The organism is Pseudomonas sp. R2-60-08W (genome assembly GCF_003852335.1).
GTDB lineage: Bacteria > Pseudomonadota > Gammaproteobacteria > Pseudomonadales > Pseudomonadaceae > Aquipseudomonas.
Window position 1 is genome coordinate 2553222 of the sequence record NZ_CP027731.1, and the last position, 26071, is coordinate 2579292.

At 65.5% G+C, this 26071-nt stretch carries 2 protein-coding genes; both read left to right on the forward strand.

Translation table 11 applies throughout. From position 1 onward, the window contains the following. The first annotated feature begins 86 nt into the window (after positions 1-86). Positions 87-14123 (forward strand): non-ribosomal peptide synthase/polyketide synthase, encoded by a 14037-nt coding sequence (locus tag C4J90_RS11740; RefSeq protein WP_124419834.1) that lies wholly within the window; start codon positions 87-89, stop codon positions 14121-14123. A gap of 3 nt (positions 14124-14126) precedes the next feature. Continuing rightward, positions 14127-25982, forward strand: a complete 11856-nt coding sequence (locus tag C4J90_RS11745) for a non-ribosomal peptide synthase/polyketide synthase (protein WP_124419835.1) — start codon at positions 14127-14129, stop codon at positions 25980-25982. Positions 25983-26071: the final 89 nt, after the last annotated feature.

A 26071-nucleotide genomic window follows, 5' to 3' on the forward strand; every position in this document is an offset into this window, starting at 1 on the left:
TTCCTCGCTAATTTTTCCCTCTGCGGTTCGTTTTATAGGGACGACGTGCCTTTGTGCTTCCTGCCTATTGCTCCGGACTCCAACAAATGAATGCTGAAGACTCCTTGAAACTTGCTCGCCGGTTTATCGGGTTGCCCCTGGAAAAACGCCAAGTGTTCCTGCAGGCCTTGCAGAAAGAAGGCGTGGATTTTTCCCGGTTTCCGATTCCGGCGGGGGTTGAGGCCGAGGATCGCCAGGCGCTGTCCTATGCGCAGCAACGCATGTGGTTTCTCTGGCAGTTGGATCCGGCCAGCGGCGCCTACAACCTGCCCGGCGCCGTACGCTTGAAAGGTGCGCTCAGCCTCGACGCCCTGGAGCAAGCGTTCGCCAGCCTGGTGGCGCGTCACGAAACCTTGCGCACGGTGTTTCAGCGTCAAGCGGATGAGCGCCTGGCGCAGGTTTCAATCGAGCCGTCGTTGGCCATCGAGCACCTGGACTTGAGCACCCTGGCGCCCGTTGACCGTGAGCAGGCGGTCAACGCGGCGGCGACGCGCCAGTCGCTATTGCCGTTCGACCTCGAGTATGGCCCGCTGCTGCGCGTGCAGCTGCTCAGGCTCGACGAACACGAGCACGTGCTGCTGCTGACCTTGCACCACATCGTCTCCGACGGTTGGTCGATGAATGTGTTGATCGACGAGTTCATCCGTTGCTATGACGCCCACGAGCGCAACGAGGCGCCACAATTGCCGGCGCTGGCGATCCAGTACAGTGACTACGCCCTGTGGCAGCGCCGCTGGCTGGAGGCCGGCGAACAGGCGCGCCAGTTGGCGTATTGGCAGGCGCGCCTGGGCGATGAACATCCGGTTCTGGAGCTGCCGACCGACCGTCCACGCCCGGCCATGCCAAGTTACCAGGGCACTCGCCATGCCTTCGAGATCGACCCGGCGCTGGCCACGCAACTGCGCGTGTGCGCGCAAAAGCACAACGTCACCTTGTTCATGCTGCTGCTCGGCGCCTTCAACGTGTTGCTGCATCGTTATACGGGGCAGGGCGACATTCGTGTCGGCGTGCCCATCGCCAACCGCAACCGCACTGAAGTCGAAGGTTTGATCGGCTTCTTCGTCAACACCCAGGTACTGCGCACCGAGCTGACCGGCCAAACCCGCATTACCGAATTGCTGCAAGGCATCAAGGAGCACGCCCTGGGCGCCCAGGCCCATCAGGAATTGCCGTTCGAACGCTTGGTCGACGCCTTGAACGTCGAGCGTAGCCTCAGCCATACGCCGCTGTTCCAGGTGATGTACAACCATCAGCCGGTAGTGGCGGATATCGCCTCCGTCAGCACCGCCTCCGGCCTGGAACTGGCCCTGGTGGAATGGCAAGGCCGCACCACCCAGTTCGACCTCACCCTCGACACCTATGAAAAATCCGGCACCTTGCATGCCGCGCTGACCTACGCCAACGACCTGTTCGACGCGGCCTCCATCCAGCGCATGGCGCGCCATTGGACCCGCCTGTTGCAGGCGATGGTGGCGGACGCTGAACAGCGCATCGGTGAGCTGCCGATGCTGGACGCCGACGAGCTACAACTGCTGGTCAAGACCTGGAACCACACGGCCACGCCGTACCCCACCGAACGCGCGATCCATCACTTGATTGAAGACCAGGCGCAACGCACACCTGATGCGCCAGCGCTGGTGTTCGGTGAGCTGACCCTGACCTACGCCCAGCTTGACGCGCGCGCCAACCGGTTGGCCCATGCATTGCGCACACAAGGCGTCGCCCCGGACGTGCTGGTGGGCATCTGTGTCGAGCGTTCCATTGAAATGGTCGTGGGCCTGCTGGCAATTCTCAAGGCGGGCGGCGCCTACGTCCCGCTGGACCCGGAATACCCCGAGGAGCGCCTGGCGTACATGATCGACGACAGCGGCATCAGGCTGCTGCTCAGCCAGCAAAGCCTGCTGGCACGGCTGCCGACCGCAGGCCTCCAGGTGATTGCCCTGGATCAGCCGGCGAACTGGCTCGACGGCTACAGCACCACGGCCCCGGACGTCAGCCTGCATGGGCTGAACCTGGCCTACGTGATCTACACCTCGGGTTCCACCGGTCAACCCAAGGGCGCCGGTAACAGCCACCGCGCACTGGTCAACCGCCTGTGCTGGATGCAGCAGGCCTATGCGCTCGATGGCGGTGACGCGGTGCTGCAGAAAACCCCGTTCAGCTTCGACGTTTCCGTGTGGGAGTTTTTCTGGCCGCTGATGACGGGCGCGCGCCTGGTGGTTGCCGCGCCGGGCGAACACCGTGAACCGGCCCGCCTGATCGAGACCATCGGCCGGCACGCCATCACCACCGTGCACTTTGTGCCGTCAATGTTGCAGGCGTTTATCCATGAGCCCGGCGTAGAGGCCTGTGCCAGCCTCACGCGCATTGTCTGCAGTGGCGAAGCCTTGCCGTTGGACGCGCAACGCCAAGTGTTCGCCAAGCTGGCGAATGCGGCCTTGTACAACCTCTACGGCCCGACCGAAGCGGCAATCGACGTCACCCACTGGACTTGCATCGACGAAGGCGCCGACAGCGTGCCCATCGGCCGACCGATCGCCAACCTCGGCACCTACGTGCTGGATGCCCAGCTCAATCCGGTTGCGGCTGGTGTCTCAGGCGAGCTGTACCTCGGCGGCACCGGCCTGGCGCGCAGTTACCATCGCCGCCCGGGGCTGACGGCCGAGCGCTTTGTGCCAAGCCCGTTCGTGGCCGGCGAGCGCCTGTATCGTACCGGCGACCGTGTGCGCCAGCGCGGCGATGGGGTGATCGAATACCTTGGCCGCCTCGACCATCAGGTCAAGCTGCGCGGCTTGCGCATCGAACTGGGTGAGATCGAAACGCGCCTGATGCAGCACCCAGCGGTACGCGAAGCGGTGGTAGTGGTACACGGCGGCAAGCAGTTGGTGGCTTACCTGGTGCTTGAACGCGACGCACTGCCCGACCTCAAGGCCTGGCTGCTTGGCAGCCTGCCGGAATACATGGTGCCAAGCCACTTCATCACGCTTGCCAAACTGCCGGTGACCGCCAACGGCAAGCTCGACCGCAAGGCGCTGCCACTGCCGGACGCCACGGCGCAGCAGGCCTTTGCTGCCCCGGAAAATACCGTGCAACAAGCCCTGGCCGCGATCTGGAGCGACGTGCTGGGCATTCAGGCTGTCGGCCTGGACGACAACTTTTTCGCGCTGGGCGGCGATTCGATCATCTCCATTCAGGTGGTCAGCCGGGCCCGCCAGGCCGGTATCCGCCTCAGTCCGCGCGACCTGTTCCAGTACCAGAGTGTGCGCAGCCTGGCGCTGGTGGCGGGCGTCGACGAACTGAGCGAAGTCGATCAGGGGCCGGTCAGCGGTGAGGTCATCCTCACGCCGGTGCAGCAGGGCTTTTTCGCCCAGGCCATCCCGGCGCGTCACCATTGGAACCAGTCGTTGCTGCTGACCCCGCGTGAACCACTGCAGCCCGCTCGGCTCGACGCGGCCGTGATGCAAGTGGTCCGGCATCACGATGCCCTGCGCCTGCGCTTCGTGGCGCAGGCTGAAGGGTGGCAACAGCACCACGCCGCTGCGGTCGATGCATCGCTGCTGTGGCAGGCCCAGGCCGACACCGACGCCGAATTGGCCGCGCTGTGTGAAAAGGCCCAGCGCAGCCTTGACCTGGAGCACGGCCCGTTGCTGCGCGCCGCCCTGGTCGAGATGGCCGACGGCACCCAGCGGTTGCTGCTGGTGGTGCATCACCTGGTGGTGGATGGCGTGTCCTGGCGCATTCTGCTGGAAGACCTGCAACAGGCGTATCGCGAGCAGCGGTTGCCGGCAAAGACCAGCGCCTATCAGCACTGGGCGCACCGGCTGCAGGAGCGGGCGCACGTTCTCGAGCACCAACTGGCGTACTGGCAGGCGCAATCGGTCGATGCCGAGTTGCCGTGTGATCATCCTGAAGGCGGCCTGCAGCATCGCCTGGGCGTCAAGCTGGAAACGCGCCTCGACGCCGAGCACACGCGCCAGTTGCTGCAAGAGGCGCCGGCGGCCTATCGCACCCAGGTCAATGACCTGTTGCTCACCGCCCTGGCGCGCGTGGTCAGCCGTTGGAGCGCTCAGCCCGCCGCGCTGATCCAGCTGGAAGGGCATGGCCGCGAAGACCTGTTCGACGGCATCGACCTGACGCGCACCGTCGGCTGGTTCACCAGCCTGTTTCCGCTGCGCCTGCAAGCGGACGGCGAGTTGGCCGGCGCGATCAAGGCGGTCAAGGAACAACTGCGTGCAGTCCCCGACAAGGGCCTGGGCTATGGCCTGCTGCGCTACCTCGGCGCGCCCGGAGCCCGTGAAACCCTGGCCGGCCTGGCCGTGCCGCGCATCACCTTCAACTATCTAGGTCAGTTCGATCGCCAGTTCGATGAATCGGCACTGTTTGTACCGGCCGCCGAAGGCAGCGGCCAGGCCCAGGACCCCGAGGCACCGCTGGCCAACTGGCTGACGGTGGAAGGGCAGGTGTATGGCGGCGAGTTGGCGCTGCAATGGGGTTTCAGTCGCGAGATGTTCGAGGCGGCGACCATCCAGCGCCTGGCGGATGAATTCGCCTGTGAGCTCAAGGCCGTGATCGCCCATTGCTGTGCCACACCGGCGGGGCAGGTGACGCCATCGGACTTCCCCCTGGCACAGGTCAGCCAGGCGCAACTGGATGCGTTGCCGGTGGCCGGGCCAGCCATCGCCGACCTGTACCCGCTGTCGCCGATGCAGCAGGGCATGCTGTTCCACACCCTGCTGGCGCCCGAGGCTCAGGCCTATATCAACCAGTTGCGCGTGGACATCGAAGGCCTTGAGCTGCTGGCGTTCGGGCGCGCCTGGCAGGCCGCACTGGACCGTCACGACATCCTGCGCAGCAGCTTCCATTGGCTGGGCCTGGACAGCGCCCATCAAGTGATCCGGCGCCAAGTCGACCTGCAGTTGCAGGTGATTGAAGACCCGAGTGCCGATCTGGATGCGCTGGCCCAGGCCGAGCGTGAACGCGGTTTCGCACTCGATACCGCGCCGCTGTTTCGCCTGATGCTGGTGCGCGGCACGGGGGCGACCTGGCACCTGATTTTCACCAGTCACCACATTCTCATGGATGGCTGGAGCAACGCCCAGTTGCTCGGCGAGGTGCTCGCCCATTACGCCGGCCAGGCCGTGCCCGCACCGCTCGGGCAATTTCGCGATTACCTGGGCTGGCTGCAACGGCAAGGCAACGGCGAAGCGTTCTGGAAAGCCCAGCTGGCGCCGTTGCAGGCGCCGACCCTGCTGGCCCAAGCGCTGCGTACGCCGGTTGCAGGGGCGGGCACTGCCGACCATCAAGTCGTGCTGGGCCGTGAGGTCACCCACACCCTCAGTGAGTTCGCCCGCCAATACAAAGTCACCCTCAACACCGTGCTGCAAGGGGCCTGGAGCCTGCTGCTGCAACGCTACACCGGCCAGGCGTGCGTGGCGTTCGGCGCCACCGTGGCCGGGCGTTCCGCGCCGTTGCCGGGGATCGAACAGCAGTTGGGCCTGTTCATCAACACCTTGCCGATCATCAGCGCCGCCTCGCCGGCGCAATCGGCCATCAGTTGGCTCGGCGAGTTGCAAGCGCTGAACCTCAGCCTGCGCGATCACGAGCATGTGCCGCTCTACGACATCCAGGGCTGGGCTGGCCAGCCAGGCGCCGCGCTGTTCGACACCCTGCTGGTGTTCGAAAACTTCCCGGTGGCCGAAGCCTTGAAACAGGGTGCGCCGGCCGGGCTGAGCTTCGGGCCGTTGCATAACCATGAGCGCACGCATTATCCGCTGACCCTCGGCATCGAACTGGGTGACAGCCTGCGCCTGGAATTCAGCTACGACCGGGCGCACTTCAGCCAAGCCCAGGTCATCCGCCTGAGCGACAACCTGCAGTATCTGCTCGCGCAATTCCTCGCGGACGCGCAAAGCCCCCTGGGCAACCTGCGTCTGCTCGACGCCAGCGCCCAGCGTGATGTGCTTGCCCTCAGCCAATTGCCCGCAGCCGCCCAGCCTCATCAACGCGCCCATCAACGCATCGCTGCCCAGGCCCAGGCCACGCCGGACGCACTGGCGGTGCAGGCTGGCAGCGAACGCCTCAGCTATGCCCAACTCAACGCCCGCGCCAACCGCCTGGCCCATCGCCTGCTGGAATGCGGCGTCGGCCCCGGTCAGCGCGTGGGCCTGGCGTCCCGTCGTGGCCCGCAGTTGATCGTCAGCCTGCTGGCGGTGCTCAAGAGCGGCGCGGCCTATGTGCCGCTGGACCCGAAATACCCGGCCGAGCGCCTGGCCTACATGCTGGCGGACAGCCGCCTCGACCTGCTGCTCAGCGAAACCGGCCTGCTGGCCGATTTGCCATTGCCGGCAGGGCTGACCCGCCTCGACTTCAGCGCCAGCGGTGATGAATTGGCCAGCTACCCTGCGACCAATCCGCCCAACCATGCGGCGACGGCGGACCTGGCCTATGTGATCTACACGTCCGGCTCCACCGGCCAGCCCAAAGGCGTGGCCATCGACCATGCCGCTCTCGACCAGTTCTGCGACAGCGCCGCGGTGTACAGCCAACTGAGCGGCCAGGACCGCGTGCTGCAATTTGCGACCTTCAGTTTCGACGGCTTTGTCGAGCAGTGCTATCCGCCGCTATGCGTGGGCGCGGCGCTGATCATGCGCGGCGATGAACTGTGGGACGCCGGGCAACTGGCGCGAGAAATCGTCGAGCAGGGCGTGACCCTGGCCGACTTGCCCGCCGCCTACTGGTACTTGCTGGCCAAGGAATGCGCCGTGCACCGCCGCCCCCTGGGCCAGCTGCGCCAGGTGCATGTGGGCGGTGAGGCCATGTCTGTGGAAGGCTTGCGCGCCTGGCATGCCGCCGGGTTGGGCGGTGTGCGGCTGGTCAACACGTACGGGCCGACCGAGGCGACGGTGGTGTCCAGCGTGCACGATTGCCGGTTGGCTGATGCCAGCGATGCGTTCGGCGTGCCGATTGGGCGCGCGATTGCAGGGCGCTCGCTCTACGTGCTCGACAGCGCTTTCGAACTGCAGGCGACCGATGGCGTGGGCGAGTTGTGCATTGGTGCCGAGGCCGGCCTGGCCCAAGGCTATTTCGACCGCCCGGCGCTGACCGCCGAGCGCTTCCTGCCTGACCCGTTTGCCGCCGTCCCCGGTGCGCGGCTCTACCGCAGCGGCGACCTGGCCCGTTACAACGAGGCGGGTGTGCTGGAATACGTCGGGCGCATCGACCACCAGGTGAAGATTCGCGGCTTGCGTATCGAAATGGGCGAAATCGAAGCCAGCCTGCAAGCCTTGCCGCAGGTGCGTGAAGCGGCCGTGCATGCGCTGCCGAGCGCCACGGGCACGCAATTGGTCGCCTACGTGGTAGCCGCCGAGGGCCATGTGCTGGAGACACAGGCACTGGCGAGCCGTTTGCGCCAGTCACTGCCGGACTACATGGTGCCTGGGCAGTGGGTGGTGCTCGACGCCTTGCCCTTGAACACCAACGGCAAGCTCGACCGCCGCGCACTGCCGGCGCCGGACCTGAACCTGCAAGCCCCGGCCTACGTAGCCCCCCACAGCCCGCTGCAAATCCAGCTCGCGGCGATCTGGCAAGCGGTGTTGCAGGTTGAGCGCGTCGGCCTGGACGATCACTTCTTTGAACGCGGCGGTCATTCGTTGCTGGCCACCCAGGTGATCTCTCGGGTGCGGCATGCGCTCAAGCTCGAAGTGCCATTGCGCGCGCTGTTCGAACAGCCGACCCTGCGCGCATTTGCCGACGCTTGCGCGGCGTTGCAGATGAGCACGGCGCAGCCGTTGCTGGCGCTGGACCGCGGCCGGCCGCTGGCGTTGTCCTTCGCCCAGGAACGCCAATGGTTCCTCTGGCAGTTGGACCCCGCCAGCGCGGCCTATCACGTGCCTGCCGCCTTGCACCTGCGTGGTCAACTCAACCGCGCCGCACTGGAGCAGGCGTTCCAGGCCCTGGTACAGCGCCATGAGCCACTGCGCACCACCTTTGTGGAGCAAGGCGAGCACACTTTGCAAGTCATCCATCCGCACCTGGCGCTGACCATCGAGCAGCAGCGCGTCGATGTGGCGGCGATCGAACAGGCGGTGGCCGAGGAAATCCAGCGCCCGTTCGACCTGCGCAACGGCCCGCTGATGCGGGTTAAAGTGCTCGACGTCGCGCCAGAGCATCATGTGCTGGTGATCACCCAGCACCACATCATCTCCGACGGTTGGTCGATGCAAGTGATGGTCGATGAGCTGGTGGCGCTCTATCAGGGCGATGACGCTTTGCCGGCGTTGCCGATCCAGTACGCTGACTATGCCCAGTGGCAACGTGACTGGATGGCGGCCGGGGAAAAACAGCGCCAGCTCGATTATTGGTGCGCGCGCCTGGGCAGTGAACATCCGGTGCTGGCGCTGCCCCTGGACCACCCGCGTCCGGCGGTGCAAAGCCATCGGGGCGCGCGCCGGCAGATCCATCTGGACCGCGCGCTGGTGGCCGAGCTCAAGACGCTGGCCCAGCGTCAGGACGTGACCTTGTTCATGCTCCTGCTGGCCTCGTTCCAGACATTGCTGCATCGCTACAGCGGCCAATCCGAGATCCGCGTCGGCGTGCCGATCGCCAACCGTACGCGCCTGGAAACCGAGCGACTGGTCGGTTTCTTCGTCAACACCCAGGTACTGCAGGCGAAGTTGCATGGGCAAATGCCTTTCGAACAGTTATTGGCCCAGGTCAAGCGCCGTGCCCTGGAGGCCCAGGCGCATCAGGACCTGCCATTCGAGCAACTGGTCGAAGCCTTGCAGCCCGAGCGCAGTCTCAGCCACAACCCGCTGTTCCAGGTGATGTTCAACCATCAGGACAACCTGCGCGCCGGCCCTGTGCACTTGCCGGGCCTGGCGTTGCAGGCGCTGGACTGGGCCGGGCACACCACCCAGTTCGATTTGAGCCTGGAAACCGAAGAATCCGCCGATGGCCTCTGGGCGTCGCTGACGTACGCCACCGACCTGTTCGAAGCGGCGACCCTGGAACGCCTGGCCGGGCATTGGCACAACCTGTTACGCGCAGTGGTGAGCGATGCGTCCCAGGCGCTCGATGACCTGGCAATGCTCAGCGAGCCGCAATGGCAGCAAATGGTTGAAGACTGGAACCACACCTCATTCGACTATCCAAGCGAGCAGTGCGTGCACCAGTTGTTCGAGGCCCAAGCCCTTGCCCAGCCGGAGGCCGTCGCACTGCGCTTCAATGGCGACCACCTGAGCTACGCCGAACTCAACCGCCGGGCCAATCGCCTGGCGCATCGCTTGATTGCGGCAGGCGTGGGCCCCGACGTGCTGGTGGCGGTGCATGTGGAGCGCTCCCTGGACATGGCGGTCAGCCTGTTGGCCACCCTCAAGGCCGGCGCTGCCTACGTGCCGCTCGACCCGCAGTTCCCGGCCGAGCGCCTGGCCTTCATGCTCGACGACAGCGGCGCCCGGGTGCTGCTGACCCAGGCGCGGTTGCACGGCCAGCTGGCCCAGCCCGAGGGCCTGCAGGTGCTGCTGGTCGAGGATGAACCGGGAGCAGAACACAACCCGCAGGTTACGCTCACGCCGGAACACCTGGCCTACGTGATCTACACCTCCGGCTCCACCGGCAAGCCTAAAGGCGTGATGGTGCGGCACCAGGCGCTGTGCAGTTTTACCTGCGCCATGGCCGACAGCTTGTCCATCGGCGCTGATGCCCGCCTGTTGTCGTTGACCACGTTCTCGTTCGACATCTTCGCCCTGGAGCTTTACGTGCCGCTGAGTGTCGGCGCGACGGTGCTGCTGAGCGAGCAGGCCATGGCGCTGGACCCGGAAGCCATTCTCGACCTGGCCCACAGCCAGGCGGCCACGGTGCTGCAGGCCACGCCGTCGACCTGGCGCATGCTGCTCGACAGCCCGCGCGCGCAGCTGTTGCGCGGCGTCCAGTGCCTGTGCGGCGGCGAAGCGCTGCCGGCTGACCTGGCCCAGCGCCTGCTCGATCTGCAAGGCCCGGTGTGGAACCTCTATGGGCCGACGGAAACCACCATCTGGTCGGCGGCCCATCGCCTGCACGAAGCGCAGCCTTTGGTCGGGCGGCCCATCGCCAACACCTCGCTGTTCATCCTCAATGCCGGGCTCACGCCATGCCCGCAAGGCGCGGCCGGTGAGCTGCTGATCGGCGGGGTCGGCCTGGCGCGTGGGTATCATGCGAGGCCTGCGCTCACCGCCGAGCGCTATGTGCCAGACCCGTTCGGTGCGCCCGGCGCACGCCTGTACCGCACCGGCGACCTGGCGCGTTACCGCGCAGACGGTGTGGTCGAGTACCTTGGCCGGGTCGATCACCAGGTCAAGGTGCGCGGTTTCCGCATTGAACTGGGTGAGATCGAAGCCTGCCTGCGTGACTACCCAGGCGTGCGTGAAGCCGTGGTGCTGGCCGACAACGACCGCTTGATCGCCTACCTGGTGAGCTCCGTACCGGACCAACAACAGGCCTACAAAGCCGCGTTGCGCGAGCGCCTGCCGGACTACATGGTGCCGGCGCACCTGCTGTTCCTCGACCGTCTGCCCCTGACCCCTAACGGCAAGCTCGACCGCAAGGCCTTGCCCAAGGTGGATGCCAGCCAACTGAGTAAAGGCCATCTGGCCCCCGTCACCTCGCGCGAACAACAGGTCGCGGCGATCTGGGCCGAGGTGCTGGACGTGCCGCAGGTCGGTCTCGACGATCACTTTTTCGAACTGGGCGGGCATTCCTTGCTGGCCACGCGGGTGGTGTCGCGGGTGCGCCAGGCCTTGGCCCTGGAAGTCGCGCTCAAGACCCTGTTCGAACAACCCCTGCTGGGCGACTTTGTGCGCGCACTGGGCGAGGAGGGCGTCACCGCGCCGGCGCTGCAGAGGGCCGACCGCACGCAACCCTTGCCGTTGTCTTACGCCCAGGAGCGCCAGTGGTTCCTATGGCAACTGGACCCGCACAGCACGGCCTACCACATCCCCAGTGCCTTGCGCTTGCATGGCCCGCTGGACCAGGTCGCGCTGCAACGCAGCTTCGACACCTTGCTGGCGCGCCATGAAAGCCTGCGCACCCATCTGCGCCAGGAGGCCACGGGCGCGGTGCAAGTCATCGAAGCGCTGGGCCTGATCGATATCGACCGGGGCGCCTGTGCCTACGCCGACCTCAAGGGCGCTGTGGCGGCCGAGGTCGCACGCCCCTTCGATTTACTGCGCGGGCCGCTGTTGCGGGTCAAGTTGCTGCGCTTGGCTGAGGACGACCATGTGCTGGTGCTGGTGCAGCACCACATCGTCTCCGATGGCTGGTCGATGCAACTGATGGTCGAGGAACTGGTGCAGCTGTACGCCGCGTTCAGCCAGGGGCAAACGCCGCACCTGCCGGCATTGCCGATCCAGTACGCCGACTATGCCGTGTGGCAACGCCAGTGGATGGAGGCCGGCGAGCAGGCGCGTCAACTGACTTACTGGCGCGAGCAGTTGGGCGGCGAGCAACCGGTGCTGGAGCTGCCGTTCGACTACCCGCGCCCGGCGCTGCCGAGCCATCGCGGCGCACGCCTGGGCATCGAGCTGGCGCCAGGGCTGCTGGACGGCCTGCGCACCTTGGCGCATAACGTTGGCGTCACGCTGCCGATGGTGCTGCTGGCGTCCTATCAGGCGCTGTTGCACCGCTACAGCGGCCAGGAAGACGTGCGTGTCGGCGTCCCGGTTGCCAACCGTAACCGCCTGGAAACCGAGGGTTTGATCGGGTTCTTCGTCAACACCCAAGTGCTCAAGGCCGATCTGCACGGGCAGATGAGCGTCGAGCAGTTGTTGAGCCAGGTGCGCCAGCGCTCCCTGGACGCCCAGGCCCATCAGGACCTGCCGTTCGAACAGCTGGTGCAGGCGTTGCAACCGGAGCGCAGCCTCAGCCTGAGCCCACTGTTCCAAGTGCTGTTCAACCACCGCGTGACGTCCGCCGCAAGCCAGTTGCAGCAGCTGACCGACCTGCACATCGAAGTGCTGAGTTGGGACGAAGGCGTGGCCCAGTTCGACCTGGCGCTGGACGTCGAAGAAAGCCCGACGGCGCTGCATGCCTCCCTGAGCTATGCCACCGACCTGTTTGCGCCTGCCACCATCGCGCGCATGGCGGCGCATTGGCAGAACCTGCTGCAGGCAATGGTCGCCGATCCACACCAACCCATCGGCCAGTTGCACCTGCTGGGTCAGCATGAGCAGCAACACATCCTGCAACTGTGGGACCGTACCGAATCCGGCTACTCGGCCCAGCGCCTGGTGCATGAGCTGGTCGCTGACCGTGCGCGGCAGACCCCGGATGCAGTGGCGGTGAAGTTCGATGCGCAGACCCTGAGTTACGCTGAGCTCGACGCCCAGGCCAACCGTCTGGCCCATGCGCTGATCGCCCGTGGCGTCGGCCCGGAAGTGCGGGTGGCCATCGCCATGCCGCGCAGCGCCGAGATCATGGTGGCCTTCCTCGCCGTGCTGAAGGCCGGGGGCGTGTACGTGCCATTGGATATCGAATACCCGCGTGATCGTTTGCTGTACATGATGCAGGACAGTCGTGCGCAACTGCTGCTCAGCCATACCCAGGCATTGGCGCAACTGCCGATACCGCAAGGGTTGGAGACCTTGGCGATTGACGCTACCGAGCAATGGGCACACCTCAACGACAACGCGCCGAACTTGGTTCTGCACGGCGACAACCTCGCCTACGTGATCTACACCTCCGGTTCCACCGGCATGCCCAAGGGCGTGGCGGTGCCCCACGGGCCGCTGGTGGCGCACATCATCGCCACTGGCGAGCGCTATGAAACCAGCCCCGCCGATTGCGAACTGCACTTCATGTCGTTCGCCTTCGACGGTGCCCACGAAGGCTGGATGCACCCCTTGATCAACGGCGCCAGTGTGCTGATCCGCGACGACAGCCTGTGGTTGCCGGAATACACCTACGCACAGATGCACCGCCACCACGTGACCATGGCGGTGTTCCCACCGGTGTACCTGCAACAACTGGCCGAACATGCCGAGCGCGACGGCAACCCACCGGCGGTGCGCGTGTACTGCTTCGGCGGTGATGCGGTGGCCCAGGCCAGCTATGACCTGGCCTGGCGCGCACTGAAACCGACTTATCTGTTCAACGGCTACGGCCCCACCGAAACCGTGGTCACGCCGCTGCTGTGGAAGGCGCGCAAAGGCGACCCGTGCGGCGCGGTGTACGCGCCCATCGGCACCTTGCTCGGCAACCGCAGCGGCTACGTGCTCGATGCCCAGCTCAACCTGCAACCCATCGGCGTGGCCGGCGAGTTGTACCTGGGCGGCGAGGGCGTGGCCCGGGGTTATCTGGAACGCCCGGCGTTGACCGCCGAACGTTTCGTGCCGGACCCGTTCGGCCAGCCCGGCAGCCGTGTGTACCGCAGCGGCGACCTGACCCGCGGGCGTGCGGACGGGGTAGTGGACTACCTCGGCCGTGTCGACCATCAGGTCAAGATCCGCGGCTTCCGTATCGAACTGGGCGAAATCGAAGCGCGTTTGCGTGAACAGGACAACGTCGGCGAGACCGTGGTGGTGGCCCAGGAAGGCCCGACCGGCAAGCAGTTGGTGGCCTACGTGGTACCGGCCGATGCCAGCCTGGCCGACCAAGGCGAGTTCCGCGACACCCTGCGCCGCGCCCTGAAAAGCGGCCTGCCGGATTACATGGTGCCGGCGCACTTCGTGTTCCTCGCGCAGATGCCGTTGACCCCCAACGGCAAGCTCGACCGCAAGGGCTTGCCGCTACCGGACGCCAGCCAAATGCAGCAACGCTACGTGGCGCCGCAGACCGAACTGGAGCAGCAGATCGCCGCGATCTGGGCCGACGTGCTGCACCTTGCGCAAGTGGGCCTGAATGACAACTTCTTCGAAGTCGGCGGGCATTCCTTGCTGGCCATCCAGATCACCTCGCGGGTCCAGGCCGAGCTGGGCCTGGACGTACCGCTGATGGAACTGTTCCAGACCGAATCGCTGCGTGCCTACGTGCAGGCCGCAGCCACCTTCCGCGCCGGCAGCGAGGAAGACTTTGATGATCTTCGTGACTTTTTGAGCGAACTAGAGGCGATTTGAACCATGCTTTCCAACCCTAACATCGACTTGGTGTCGCGCTTTCTTCGCCTGCCTCTGGAACAACGCCAGCAGTTCTATCAGCGTCTGCAGGGCCGGGGCATGAGTTTCGCTCAACTGCCGATTGCCCCGACGCGTCACGACAGCGACACCGTGCCGTTGTCCTACGCCCAGGAACGCCAGTGGTTTCTCTGGCAACTGGACCCCGATAGCGCCACTTACCACATCCCCGGCGCCTTGCGCTTGCAAGGGCGGCTCGACCTGGCGGCCCTGCAGCGCAGCTTCGACAGCCTGTTGGCCCGTCATGAAAGTTTGCGCACGCAACTGATCGAGGACGGCGAGCAGGTGCGCCAGGCCGTGCTGCCCGAGGCGCGGGTGCATATCCAGCAGGCGCAGATTGATGAAGCGCAATTGATGGCGCGCGTGGAAGCGGAGGTGGCCCAGCCTTTCGATCTGCTCCAGGCGCCGCTGCTGCGCGTGACCCTGTTGCAACTGGCTGAAGATGACCATGTGCTGGTGATGGTGCAGCACCACATCGTGTCCGATGGTTGGTCGATGCAGGTGATGGTCGAAGAGCTGGTACAGTTGTATGCCGCCTACAGCCAAGGCCAGGGCCTGCAACTGCCGGAACTGCCGATCCAGTACGCCGACTACGCCCTGTGGCAGCGCGGCTGGATGGAAGCGGGGGAGCGGGCGCGGCAACTGGCCTATTGGCAGGCGCTGCTGGGCGGTGAACAACCGGTGTTGGAGTTGCCGCTGGACCGTCCGCGCCCGGCGCAGCAAAGCCATCGCGGCGCCAGCTTGCAGGTGCATCTGCAACCCGAGCTGGTCGCCGGCCTCAAGCGCCTGGCCCAGCAGGAGGGCGTCACCCCGTTCATGCTGCTGCTCGCGTCGTTCCAAACCCTGTTGTATCGCTACAGCGGGCAGTCGGACATCCGCATCGGCGTGCCGATTGCCAACCGCAACCGCGTTGAAACCGAGCGGCTGATCGGGTTTTTCGTCAACACCCAGGTGCTCAAGGCTGACCTGAACGGGCAGATGAGTTTTGTCGAGCTGCTGCAACAGACCAAGCAGCGCGCCCTGGAGGCCCAGGCCCACCAGGACCTGCCGTTTGAGCAATTGGTGGTGGCACTTTCGCCTGAGCGCAGCCTGAGCCACAACCCGTTGTTCCAGGTGATGTTCAACCACCAGACCGACGGCCAGGGCGCGCGTGACGGCCAGGCATTGCCGGGTCTGCGCGTGGTGGAACTGGACTGGGACGGCCAGACCACGCATTTCGATCTGAGCCTGGACACCCACGAGTCAACCGACGGGCTGTGGGCGGCGTTGAGCTACGCCACCGACCTGTTCGACGCCGCGACCATCGAGCGCCTGGCGCAGCACTGGCAGCAGCTGTTGCAGGCGCTGGTCAGCGCGCCGCGCAGCCGTCTGGCCGAGCTGCCGATGCTGGGGGCCGCCGAGCAGCAGCGCATGCTCCAGGACTGGAATGCCCCGGCCTGCGCCCATGCATTGCAAGGCGTGCACCACTTGTTCGAGGCCCAGGCCGCCGAGCAGCCCGAACGCCAGGCCCTGGCCCTGGATGATCAAACCCTCAGTTACGGCGAGTTGAACCGCCAGGCCAACCGCCTGGCGCACTACCTGATCGCCCGTGGCGTAGGCCCGCACGCATTGGTCGGGATCGCCGTGGAGCGCTCCTTTGCCATGGTGGTCAGCTTGCTGGCGGTGCTCAAGACCGGCGCCGCCTACGTGCCGCTGGACCCCGAGTACCCGCGCGAGCGTCTGCTGCATATGCTCGAGGACAGCGGCGTGCGCCTGGTGTTGACCCAGTCGCACCTGCGCGAGCGCCTGCCATTGCCGGCGCAGGTAGACGCCGTGGCGATCGACCTTGCCCAGGCGTCGTTGGCGTTGTGCGCCGAACACAATCCCCCTGGTGCTTTCGAACCGCAAAGCCTGGCCTATGTGATCTACACCTCGGGCTCCACCGGCAAGCCCAAGGGCGTTGCCATCAGCCACGCGGCGTTGAGTGAGTTCGCCGGCATCGCCGCCGAGTACTCGCACCTGGTCGCGCAGGATCGGGTGTTGCAGTTTGCGACCCTGAACTTCGACGGCTTCGTCGAGCAGTTGTACCCGGCCCTGACCCTCGGCGCTACGGTGGTGCTGCGCGGCCCGCAGCTGTGGGACGGCGCCGAGCTGTACCGGCAGATCATTGCGCAGGGCATCACCCTGGCCGATTTGCCCACGGCGTACTGGAAGCTGTTTTTGCAGGATTGCCTGGCGGCGGGCTCGCGGCCTTACGGCGCCTTGCGCCAGGTGCATATCGGCGGCGAAGCCATGCCCTTGGACGGCCCGCTGTTGTGGCAGCGGGCGGGCCTGGGGCATGTGCGGCTGCTCAACACCTATGGGCCGACCGAGGCCACCGTGGTCTCCAGCGTGCTGGACTGCACCGACCCCAACGTCATCAGCGGTGTCACCGCCAGCCCCATTGGCCGCGCAGTGCCTGGGCGTGGCTTGTTGGTGCTTGATCGCGACCTGAACCTGTTGCCGATCGGTGCCGTGGGCGAACTCTACATTGCCAGCGCCAGCGGCCTGGCCAGTGCTTATCGGCAGCGCCCGGGCCTGACCGCCGAGCGCTTTGTGGCCAACCCGTTCAACGCCTGTGGCGAGCGGCTTTATCGCACTGGCGACCTGGCGCGTTATCGCGCCGATGGGGTGGTGGAGTACGTCGGGCGGGTCGACCATCAGGTGAAGATTCGCGGGTTCCGCATCGAACTGGGCGAGATCGAAACCTTGCTGCTGGCCCAGGACAGCGTGCGAGAAGCGCTGTTGCTGGCGGCTGACAATCAGCTGCTGGCCTACCTAGTGCCCGCGCAGCCGTTGAGCGAGGCCGAGCGCGAAAAGACCGGCGAGCACTTGCTGATCATCCTGCGCGCACACCTGCCGGATTACATGGTGCCGGCGCACCTGATCTTCCTTGAACGCATGCCGCTCAACCCCAACGGCAAGCTGGACCGCCAGGCTCTGCCCAAGCCCGACGCCAACGCGGCGCAACCGGGCTGGCTGGCGCCGGTCACGCCGTTGCAGCAACAGGTCGCCACGGTCTGGGCGGATATTCTCGGTGTCGAGAAGGTCGGTTTGAACCAGCATTTCTTTGAACTGGGCGGGCATTCGTTGCTGGCGATGCAAGTAGTGTCGCGCATTCGCCAGGCATTGCAGCTGGAGGTGCCGCTCAAGGCGTTGTTCGAATACCCGCGACTGGATGCATTTGTCGCGGCATTGCAGGCCCAGGACAGCCAGGTGCCGACCGCGCCAGCCTTATTGCCGACTGGGCGCGAGCACCCCTTGCCGCTGTCCTACGCCCAGGAGCGCCAATGGTTTCTCTGGCAGTTGGAACCCCACAGCGCCGCGTACCACATCCCCAGTGCGCTGCGCCTGAAAGGGCAGTTGGACCTGGACGCGTTGCAGCGCAGCTTTGATGCGTTGCTGGCCCGGCATGAAAGCCTGCGCACTTATCTGCGCCAGGATCACGCGCGCACGGTTCAAGTGATCGAGCCGCTGGCGTCGTTGCAGATCGCGCACGCCGAGGTCGACGAGGCCGACCTCAAGGCACAGGTGGAGGCGCTGATCGCCCAGCCGTTCGACCTCGAACGCGGCCCATTGCTGCGCGTGTCGCTGCTGCGCCTGGCTGCGGATGAGCATGTGCTGGTGCTGGTGCAGCATCACATCGTCTCCGATGGCTGGTCGATGCAGTTGATGGTCGAGGAACTGGTGCAGCTGTATGCGGGCTACAGCCAAGGCTTTGATGTGCAACTGCCGGCGCTGCCGATCCAGTACGCTGACTACGCCGTGTGGCAGCGCAACTGGATGGAGGCGGGCGAGAAGGACCGCCAGCTGGCGTACTGGCGTGACCGGCTCGGCGGCGAGCAAAGCGTGCTGGAGCTGCCATTCGATCACCCGCGCCCGGCCGTGCAAAGCCACCGTGGCGCGCGCCTGGCCTTCGAACTGGCCCCTGAACTGAGCCACAACCTCAAGGCCCTGGCCCAGCAACAGGGCGTGACCCTGTTCATGTTGCTGCTCGCGTCGTTCCAGACCCTGCTGCATCGCTACAGCGGCCAGGAAGACATCCGCGTCGGCGTGCCCATCGCCAACCGCAATCGCAGCGAAACCGAGCGTCTCATAGGCTTCTTCGTCAACACCCAGGTGCTCAAGGCCGAGCTGCACGGCCAGATGAGCGTCGAGCAGCTGTTACAACATACCCGCCAGCGCGCGCTGGAAGCCCAGGCCCACCAGGACTTGCCGTTCGAACAGCTGGTGGAAGCGCTGCAACCGGAGCGCAGCCTGAGCCACAACCCGTTGTTCCAGGTGATGTTCAACCACCAGACCGACGTCGGCCAGGCCCAGGTCCAGCAGCAATTGCCGCAACTTCTGGTCGAAGGGCTGGAGTGGCAAAGCAAGACCGCGCATTTCGACCTGGACCTGGATATCCAGGAGTCTACCGAAGGTATCTGGGCCACCCTGGGATATGCCCAGGACCTGTTCGACGCCAGCACCGTGCAACGTATGGCGCGCCACTGGCAGAACCTGTTGCAGGGCATGGTCGCCAACCCTCGGCAGCAGCTTGGCCAGTTGAGCTTGCTGGACGCCGCCGAGCAGCAGCAGATTCTGCAACTGTGGGACCGTACTGAATCCGGCTTCTCGGCCCAGCGGCTGGTGCATGAATTGGTGGCCGACCGCGCCCGCGAGGCGCCGGAGGCGGTGGCGGTGAAGTTTGCGGACGAGCAACTCACCTACGGCCAACTGGACCGCCAGGCCAACCGCCTGGCCCATGCGCTGATCGCCCGTGGCGTCGGCCCGGAAGTGCGGGTGGCCATCGCCATGCCGCGCAGTGCCGAAATCATGGTGGCCTTCCTCGCGGTGCTCAAAGCCGGTGGCGTGTACGTACCGCTGGATATCGAATACCCGCGTGACCGTCTGCTGTACATGATGCAGGACAGTCGCTCGCGGCTGCTGCTGACCCACTCGGCGGTGCAACACCGCCTGCCGATCCCGGAAGGCCTGCAAGCCCTGGCTGTGGATCAGCTACTGGCTGGGTGCGATGCGCATGACGCGGCGCCGAATGTGGCGCTGCACGCCGACAACCTCGCCTACGTGATCTACACCTCCGGTTCCACCGGCATGCCCAAGGGCGTGGCGGTGCCTCACGGGCCGTTGGTGGCGCACATCATTGCCACTGGCGAGCGCTATGAAACCAGCCCCGCCGATTGCGAACTGCACTTCATGTCGTTCGCCTTCGACGGTGCCCACGAAGGCTGGATGCACCCCTTGATCAACGGCGCCAGTGTGCTGATCCGCGACGACAGCCTGTGGTTGCCGGAATACACCTACGAACAAATGCACCGCCACCACGTGACCATGGCGGTGTTCCCACCGGTGTACCTGCAACAACTGGCTGAACATGCCGAGCGTGACGGCAACCCACCGGCGGTGCGCGTGTATTGCTTCGGCGGTGATGCGGTGGCGCAGGCCAGCTATGACTTGGCCTGGCGCGCACTGAAACCGACTTACCTGTTCAACGGCTATGGCCCCACCGAAACCGTGGTCACGCCGCTGCTGTGGAAGGCGCGCAAAGGCGACCCTTGCGGCGCGGTGTACGCGCCTATCGGCACCTTGCTTGGCAACCGCAGCGGCTACGTGCTCGACGGCCAACTCAACCTGCAACCCATCGGCGTGGCCGGCGAGCTGTACCTGGGCGGCGAGGGCGTGGCGCGGGGTTACCTGGAGCGTCCGGCGTTGACCGCCGAACGTTTCGTGCCGGACCCGTTCGGCAAGCCCGGCAGCCGCGTGTATCGCAGCGGCGACCTGACCCGTGGGCGTGCGGACGGGGTGGTGGACTACCTCGGCCGTGTCGACCATCAGGTCAAGATCCGCGGCTTCCGTATCGAATTGGGCGAAATCGAAGCGCGCCTGCGTGAGCAGGACAGCGTCGGCGAAACCGTGGTGGTGGCCCAGGAAGGCCCGACCGGCAAGCAGTTGGTGGCCTACGTGGTGCCGCTGGACCCGGCCCTGCTCGACGATGCCGTCGCCCAAGCCAACGGCCGCGAAGCCCTGCGCCGCGCCCTGAAAACCCGCTTGCCGGACTACATGGTGCCCACGCACCTGATGTTTCTCGAACGCATGCCGCTGACCCCCAACGGCAAGCTCGACCGCAAGGGCCTGCCGTTGCCGGATGTGAGCCTGATGCAGCAGGTGTATGTGGCGCCGCAGAGTGAGCTGGAGCGCAAAATCGCTGCGATCTGGTCCGACGTGTTGCGCCTGCCGCAAGTGGGCTTGCATGACAACTTTTTCGAGCTGGGCGGCGATTCGATCATTTCGATCCAGGTGGTCAGTCGCGCGCGTCAGGCCGGGGTGCGGTTCTCGCCCAAGGATCTGTTCCAGCACCAGACCGTGCAGAGCCTGGCGGCCGTCGCCCGGGAAGGCGAGGGCGCAGTGCTGCTGGATCAGTCGGCGCTGAGCGGCGCGTTACTGCTGCTGCCGGTACAGCAGGCGTTTTTTGCCGATGACATACCCCAGCGCCACCACTGGAACCAGTCCGTGGTGCTGCAACCGCACCAACCGTTGCAGGCACCGCTGCTGGTGGCCGCGCTCGAGGCGCTGATCGTGCACCACGATGCGCTGCGCAGCACCTTTGTACACGGGCCGGCGGGCTGGAGCGCGGCGTATCGCGAGCCGCAACAGCACCAGGCCGACCAGGTGCTGTGGCAGACCCGCTTGAATAGCGTCGAGGAACTTGAGGCCCTGGGCGAAGAAGCCCAGCGCAGCCTCGACCTGAGTGCCGGGCCATTGTTGCGCGCGGTGCTGGCGCAGTTGGCCGACGGTTCCCAGCGTTTGTTGCTGGTCATCCATCACCTGGTGATCGACGGCGTGTCCTGGCGCATCCTGCTCGAAGACCTGCAAAGCACTTACCAGCAACTTGCCCAGGGCGCCGCCGTGCAACTGCCGGCCAAGACCAGCGCCACCCGTGCCTGGGCCGAGCGCTTGCAGACCTATGCGCGCAGCACCGCCCTGCAACACGAGCTGGCCTGGTGGCAGACGCACTTGCAGGGCAGCCCGTCCGGCTTGCCGGGCGCAGACCCGCAGGCCAGCCTGAGTAACCACCTTGCGCTGAGTGTGACCACGCATTTGGACCCGGCCTACACCCAGCGCCTGCTGCAGGACGCGCCGAGCGCCTACCGAACCCAGATTAACGACCTGTTGCTGACCGCCCTGGCCCGTGTGATCACGCGCTGGACCGGCGACGAGTCGATGTTGATCAGGCTCGAAGGCCACGGTCGCGAAGACCTCTTCGATGAGATCGACCTGACCCGCACCGTCGGCTGGTTCACCAGCCTGTACCCGTTGCAACTGCTGCCGGCCGCGACGTTGGCCGGCTCTCTGAAACAGATCAAGGAACAGCTGCGCGCTGTCCCGGCCAAAGGCCTGGGCTTTGGCGCATTGCGTTACCTGGGCGATGCCGAGGCCCAGCGGGCATTGGCCGCGTTGCCGCGCCCACGCATCACGTTCAACTACCTGGGGCAATTCGACGCCAGCTTCGACAGCGCTGAGCAAGCAGGGCTGTTCGCGCCGTCCGATGACGCCAGCGGTGCCGAGCAAAGTCCGGAGGCGCCACTGGGCAACTGGCTGGAAATCAACGGCCAGGTGTATGGCGGCGAGCTGAAGCTCAATTGGAGTTTCAGCCAGGCCATGTTTGCCCAGGCGACTGTCCAGCAACTGGCCGACGAGTACGCCGAGGAACTCAAAGCCCTGATCGACCACTGCTGCACGCCTGCCAACCAGGGCGTGACGCCCTCCGACTTCCCGCTGGCACAGTTGACTCAGCACCAGCTTGACGACTTGGCGCTGAACGCGGTCGAGGTCGAAGACTTGTACCCGCTGTCGCCCATGCAGCAAGGCATGCTCTTCCAGTCACTGTATGGCGAAGGTTCGGGTGACTACATCAACCAGATGCGCATCGACGTGCACGGCCTGGATGTATCGCGCTTCCACCAGGCGTGGCAGGCGGCGGTCGAGCGTCACGAGATCCTGCGCAGCGGGTTTGTCTGGCAGACCGCGCTGGAGCAGCCGCTGCAGGTGGTCTACAAGCAGGCACGGCTGCCGTTTTTCGAGCTGGATTGGCAGACCCGCGAGGACACCGCCCAAGCTCTCGACAGCCTCGCCGAATCGGCACGGGCCCAGGGCTTTGTGCTGGAACAGGCCCCCCTGTTGAGCTTGACGGTGGTGCGCACCGGCGCGTCGAGTTATCACTTGATCTACACCAACCACCACATCCTGATGGACGGCTGGAGCGGTTCGCAGTTGTTCGGCGAGGTGTTGCAACACTATGCGGGTGAGCCGTTGCCAGCGCCGACCGGGCGTTATCGCGATTACATCGCATGGCTGCAAGCCCAGGACAAGGCGCTCAGCCAGGCGTTCTGGAAAGACCAGTTGAGTGACTTGCAGGAACCCACGCGCCTGGCACGGGGCACACATGCCCAGCCAGACGTGAGCCTGGCGGTCAACGGTGAACATCGCCTGGGCCTTGACGCGCCGCAAACCGAACGCCTCAAGGCATTCGCCCAGCGCAACAAAGTGACCCTCAACACCCTGGTGCAAGGTGCCTGGCTGTTGCTGCTGCGCCAGCACACCGGGCAAGCGACCGTGGCGTTCGGCGCCACGGTGGCGGGGCGCCCGGCGCAACTGCGCGGGATCGAACAGCAGGTCGGTTTGTTCATCAACACCTTGCCGGTGGTGGCGACCCCGGATGCGCAGATGTCGGTCAGCCAGTGGCTGCAGCAGATCCAGCAGCAGAACCTGGGCTTGCGCGAGCAGGAACACACGCCGTTGTTCGAGATCCAGCGCTGGGCCGGCCTGGGCGGCGAGGCGCTGTTCGACAGTATTCTCGTATTCGAAAACTACCCGGTGTCAGAGGCCCTGGAGCAGGGCGCGCCGTCGGGGCTGCGCTTTGGCGCGGTGCACAGCCTGGAGCAGACTCACTACCCATTGACGGTCTTGTTGGCGCTGGGCGACAGCCTGGGCGTGGAGTTCAATTACGACCGCCATGCCTTCAGCGCGACGCACATCCAGCGCTTGGCCGAGCATTTCCAACAATTATTGCTGGCATTGGCCGACGATGCTTCCCAACGCCTCGGTGCATTGCCGTCCATGGCTGCAGCCGAGCGCGAAACGGTGGTGCAGGCCTGGAACGCCACGGCGGTGGAGTATCCGCTGGATCAAGCGGTGCACCAGTTGATCGAGGCCCAAGCGCAGCGCACACCCCAGGCCCCGGCCTTGGTGTTCGCCGGGCAGACCTTGAGTTATGCCCAATTGAATGCGCGGGCCAATCGTCTGGCTCATCGCCTGATGGCTGCCGGCGTCGGCCCGGATGTGCTGGTGGGGCTGGCGCTGGAGCGTTCGATCGAAATGGTCGTCGGCCTGTTGGCGGTGCTCAAGGCGGGCGGTGCCTATGTGCCGCTGGACCCGGAATACCCGCGTGAGCGCCTGGCCTATATGCTGCAGGACAGCGGTGTGCAACTGCTATTGACCCAGGCCCACTTGCAGGCGCAACTGCCGGTGCCGGCGGGGGTGCAAAGCCTGGTGCTGGAAAGCGGCGATGCCTGGCTGGACGCCTTCAGCGCCCACAACCCGAACATCGCGGTGCAGGGCGAAAACCTCGCCTATGTGATCTATACCTCCGGCTCCACCGGCCAACCCAAGGGCGCCGGCAACCGCCATCGTGCGCTGACCAACCGCCTATGCTGGATGCAGCAGGCGTATGGCCTTGGCGCGCACGACAGCGTGCTGCAGAAAACCCCGTTCAGCTTTGACGTGTCGGTGTGGGAGTTCTTCTGGCCGTTGATGACCGGCGCACGGCTGGTGGTGGCCGCACCGGGCGACCATCGTGACCCGGCCAGGCTGGTCAGCCTGATCAACGCACAGCACATCACCACGCTGCACTTCGTGCCGTCCATGCTGCAAGCCTTTTTGCAGGACGCGGACGTCGCCTCGTGTCACAGCCTGCAGCGCATTGTGTGCAGTGGTGAAGCGCTGCCTGCAGACGCCCAGCAGCAGGTCTTCGCCAAACTGCCCCGCGCCGGGTTGTACAACTTGTATGGCCCGACCGAAGCGGCGATTGACGTGACCCACTGGACCTGTGTCGAGGAAGGCCGCGACGCCGTGCCGATTGGCCGGCCGATCGCCAACCTGGCGTGCTATGTGCTCGACGACAACCTGGAACCGGCACCGGTCGGTGTGTTGGGCGAGTTGTACCTGGGCGGTGTGGGCCTGGCGAGGGGGTATCACCGTCGCCCGTCGCTGACCGCCGAACGCTTTGTGACCGACCCGTTCGGCAGCGGCGCGCGCTTGTATCGCACCGGCGACCTGGCGCGTTATCGTGAGGATGGCGTGATTGAATACGCCGGGCGCATCGACCATCAGGTAAAACTGAGGGGGCTGCGCATCGAGCTGGGTGAAATCGAAGCACGCCTGCTGGCGCTCGACAGCGTCCGCGAAGCGGCGGTGCTGGCCGTCGACGGCACGCATCTGGTGGGTTACCTGGTGCTGCAAACAACTCAGGAGGATTGGAAGGCGCAGGTGGTTGCGCACCTGGCCGAGCAGTTGCCGGATTACATGGTGCCGGCGCAGTGGGTGCTGCTGGCGCAGATGCCGCTGAGCCCGAATGGCAAGCTGGATCGCAAGGCATTGCCCAAGCCGCAGGCCCACTTCGCCGAGCAGTACCAGGCACCGCATAGCGAACTCGAACGGCAGGTCGCGGCGATCTGGAGCGAGGTGCTGGACGTGGAGCGCGTGGGGCTGCACGACAACTTCTTCGAATTGGGTGGCCATTCGTTGCGGGTCCTGATGCTCAAGGAGCGCATCCGCAAAGTCAGCGGCGTGAACGTGTCGGTCAGTCAGTTGATGCTTAACCCCACCGTAGCGGGTCAGGTCAGATGCGTGCAGGGCGATAGCCGCACGTCGTTGATCGTCAAGCTCAACCAGCAGACCGAAGGCACGCCGTTGTTCCTGTTCCACCCAAGTTTCGGCTCGGTGCATTGTTACACCGCAATTGCCCTGGCACTGCGCGAGCAGCGCCCGGTATTGGGGGTGATGTGTCGTGCCTTGGCCGAGGACGGCGCAGCGGTGCCGCACTGGCAAGTGATGGTCGAGGATTACACCGCACAACTGTTGACGGCCCAGCCTGAGGGGGTGTTCCGTCTGGCCGGTTGGTCGTTGGGGGGCAACCTGGCGATGGAAGTGGCGCACGGCCTGGAACAGGCGGGGCGTGACGTGGAGTTCGTGGGGTGGATCGACGCCGCACCGCCACAGTGGGTCAAACCCTACTGGGACGCGGTGGACCTCGGGGACGATCGTGAGGTGTCAGCCAACGAGCGCCGAGCCGCTTTATTGGGTGTGATGTTCCCTGAATCCGCCGACGCGATTCAGCGTGCCTGGGCGCAGTGCCAGCGCGATGCCGAGGATGAAGCGGGACAATGGCAAGGGTTCGTGAGCTGGGCTGAGCAGGCCTTGGGTGACACCTTTATCGCGATCAGGGAGCAATTGCTGCACGGTAACGAAGCGCAGATTGCCTGGGACGTCGACCGGGCGCTGAGCGAACGAATGGTGGCGGCCGACTTCAAACCGATCAAGGCGCCTGTCAGTTGCTGGTGGGCGTCCATGAGCCGGGCAGGGCGCTTCAGGGAACTGATCGAACAGCAGATGGCGACAGTGATCAGCCAGGGACGCATCGAGCGTTCGGTGATGATCGAGACGGACCACGACGGCATTGTCGACAGTGCCGTGTTCATCCGCAGCTTGGCGGAAGCGATGGGGTAACCCGTATCCAATGTGGGAGGGGGCTTGCCCCCGATTGCGGTGTCACAGTCAACAGATGTATTGACTGACACACTGCCATCGGGAGCAAG

What these genes read in the sequence shown, in the direction of transcription:
- C4J90_RS11740 (WP_124419834.1), top strand. Translation starts at nt 87, where the DNA reads ATGAATGCTGAAGACTCCTTGAAACTTGCTCGCCGGTTTATCGGGTTG.
- C4J90_RS11745 (WP_124419835.1), top strand. Translation starts at nt 14,127, where the DNA reads ATGCTTTCCAACCCTAACATCGACTTGGTGTCGCGCTTTCTTCGCCTG.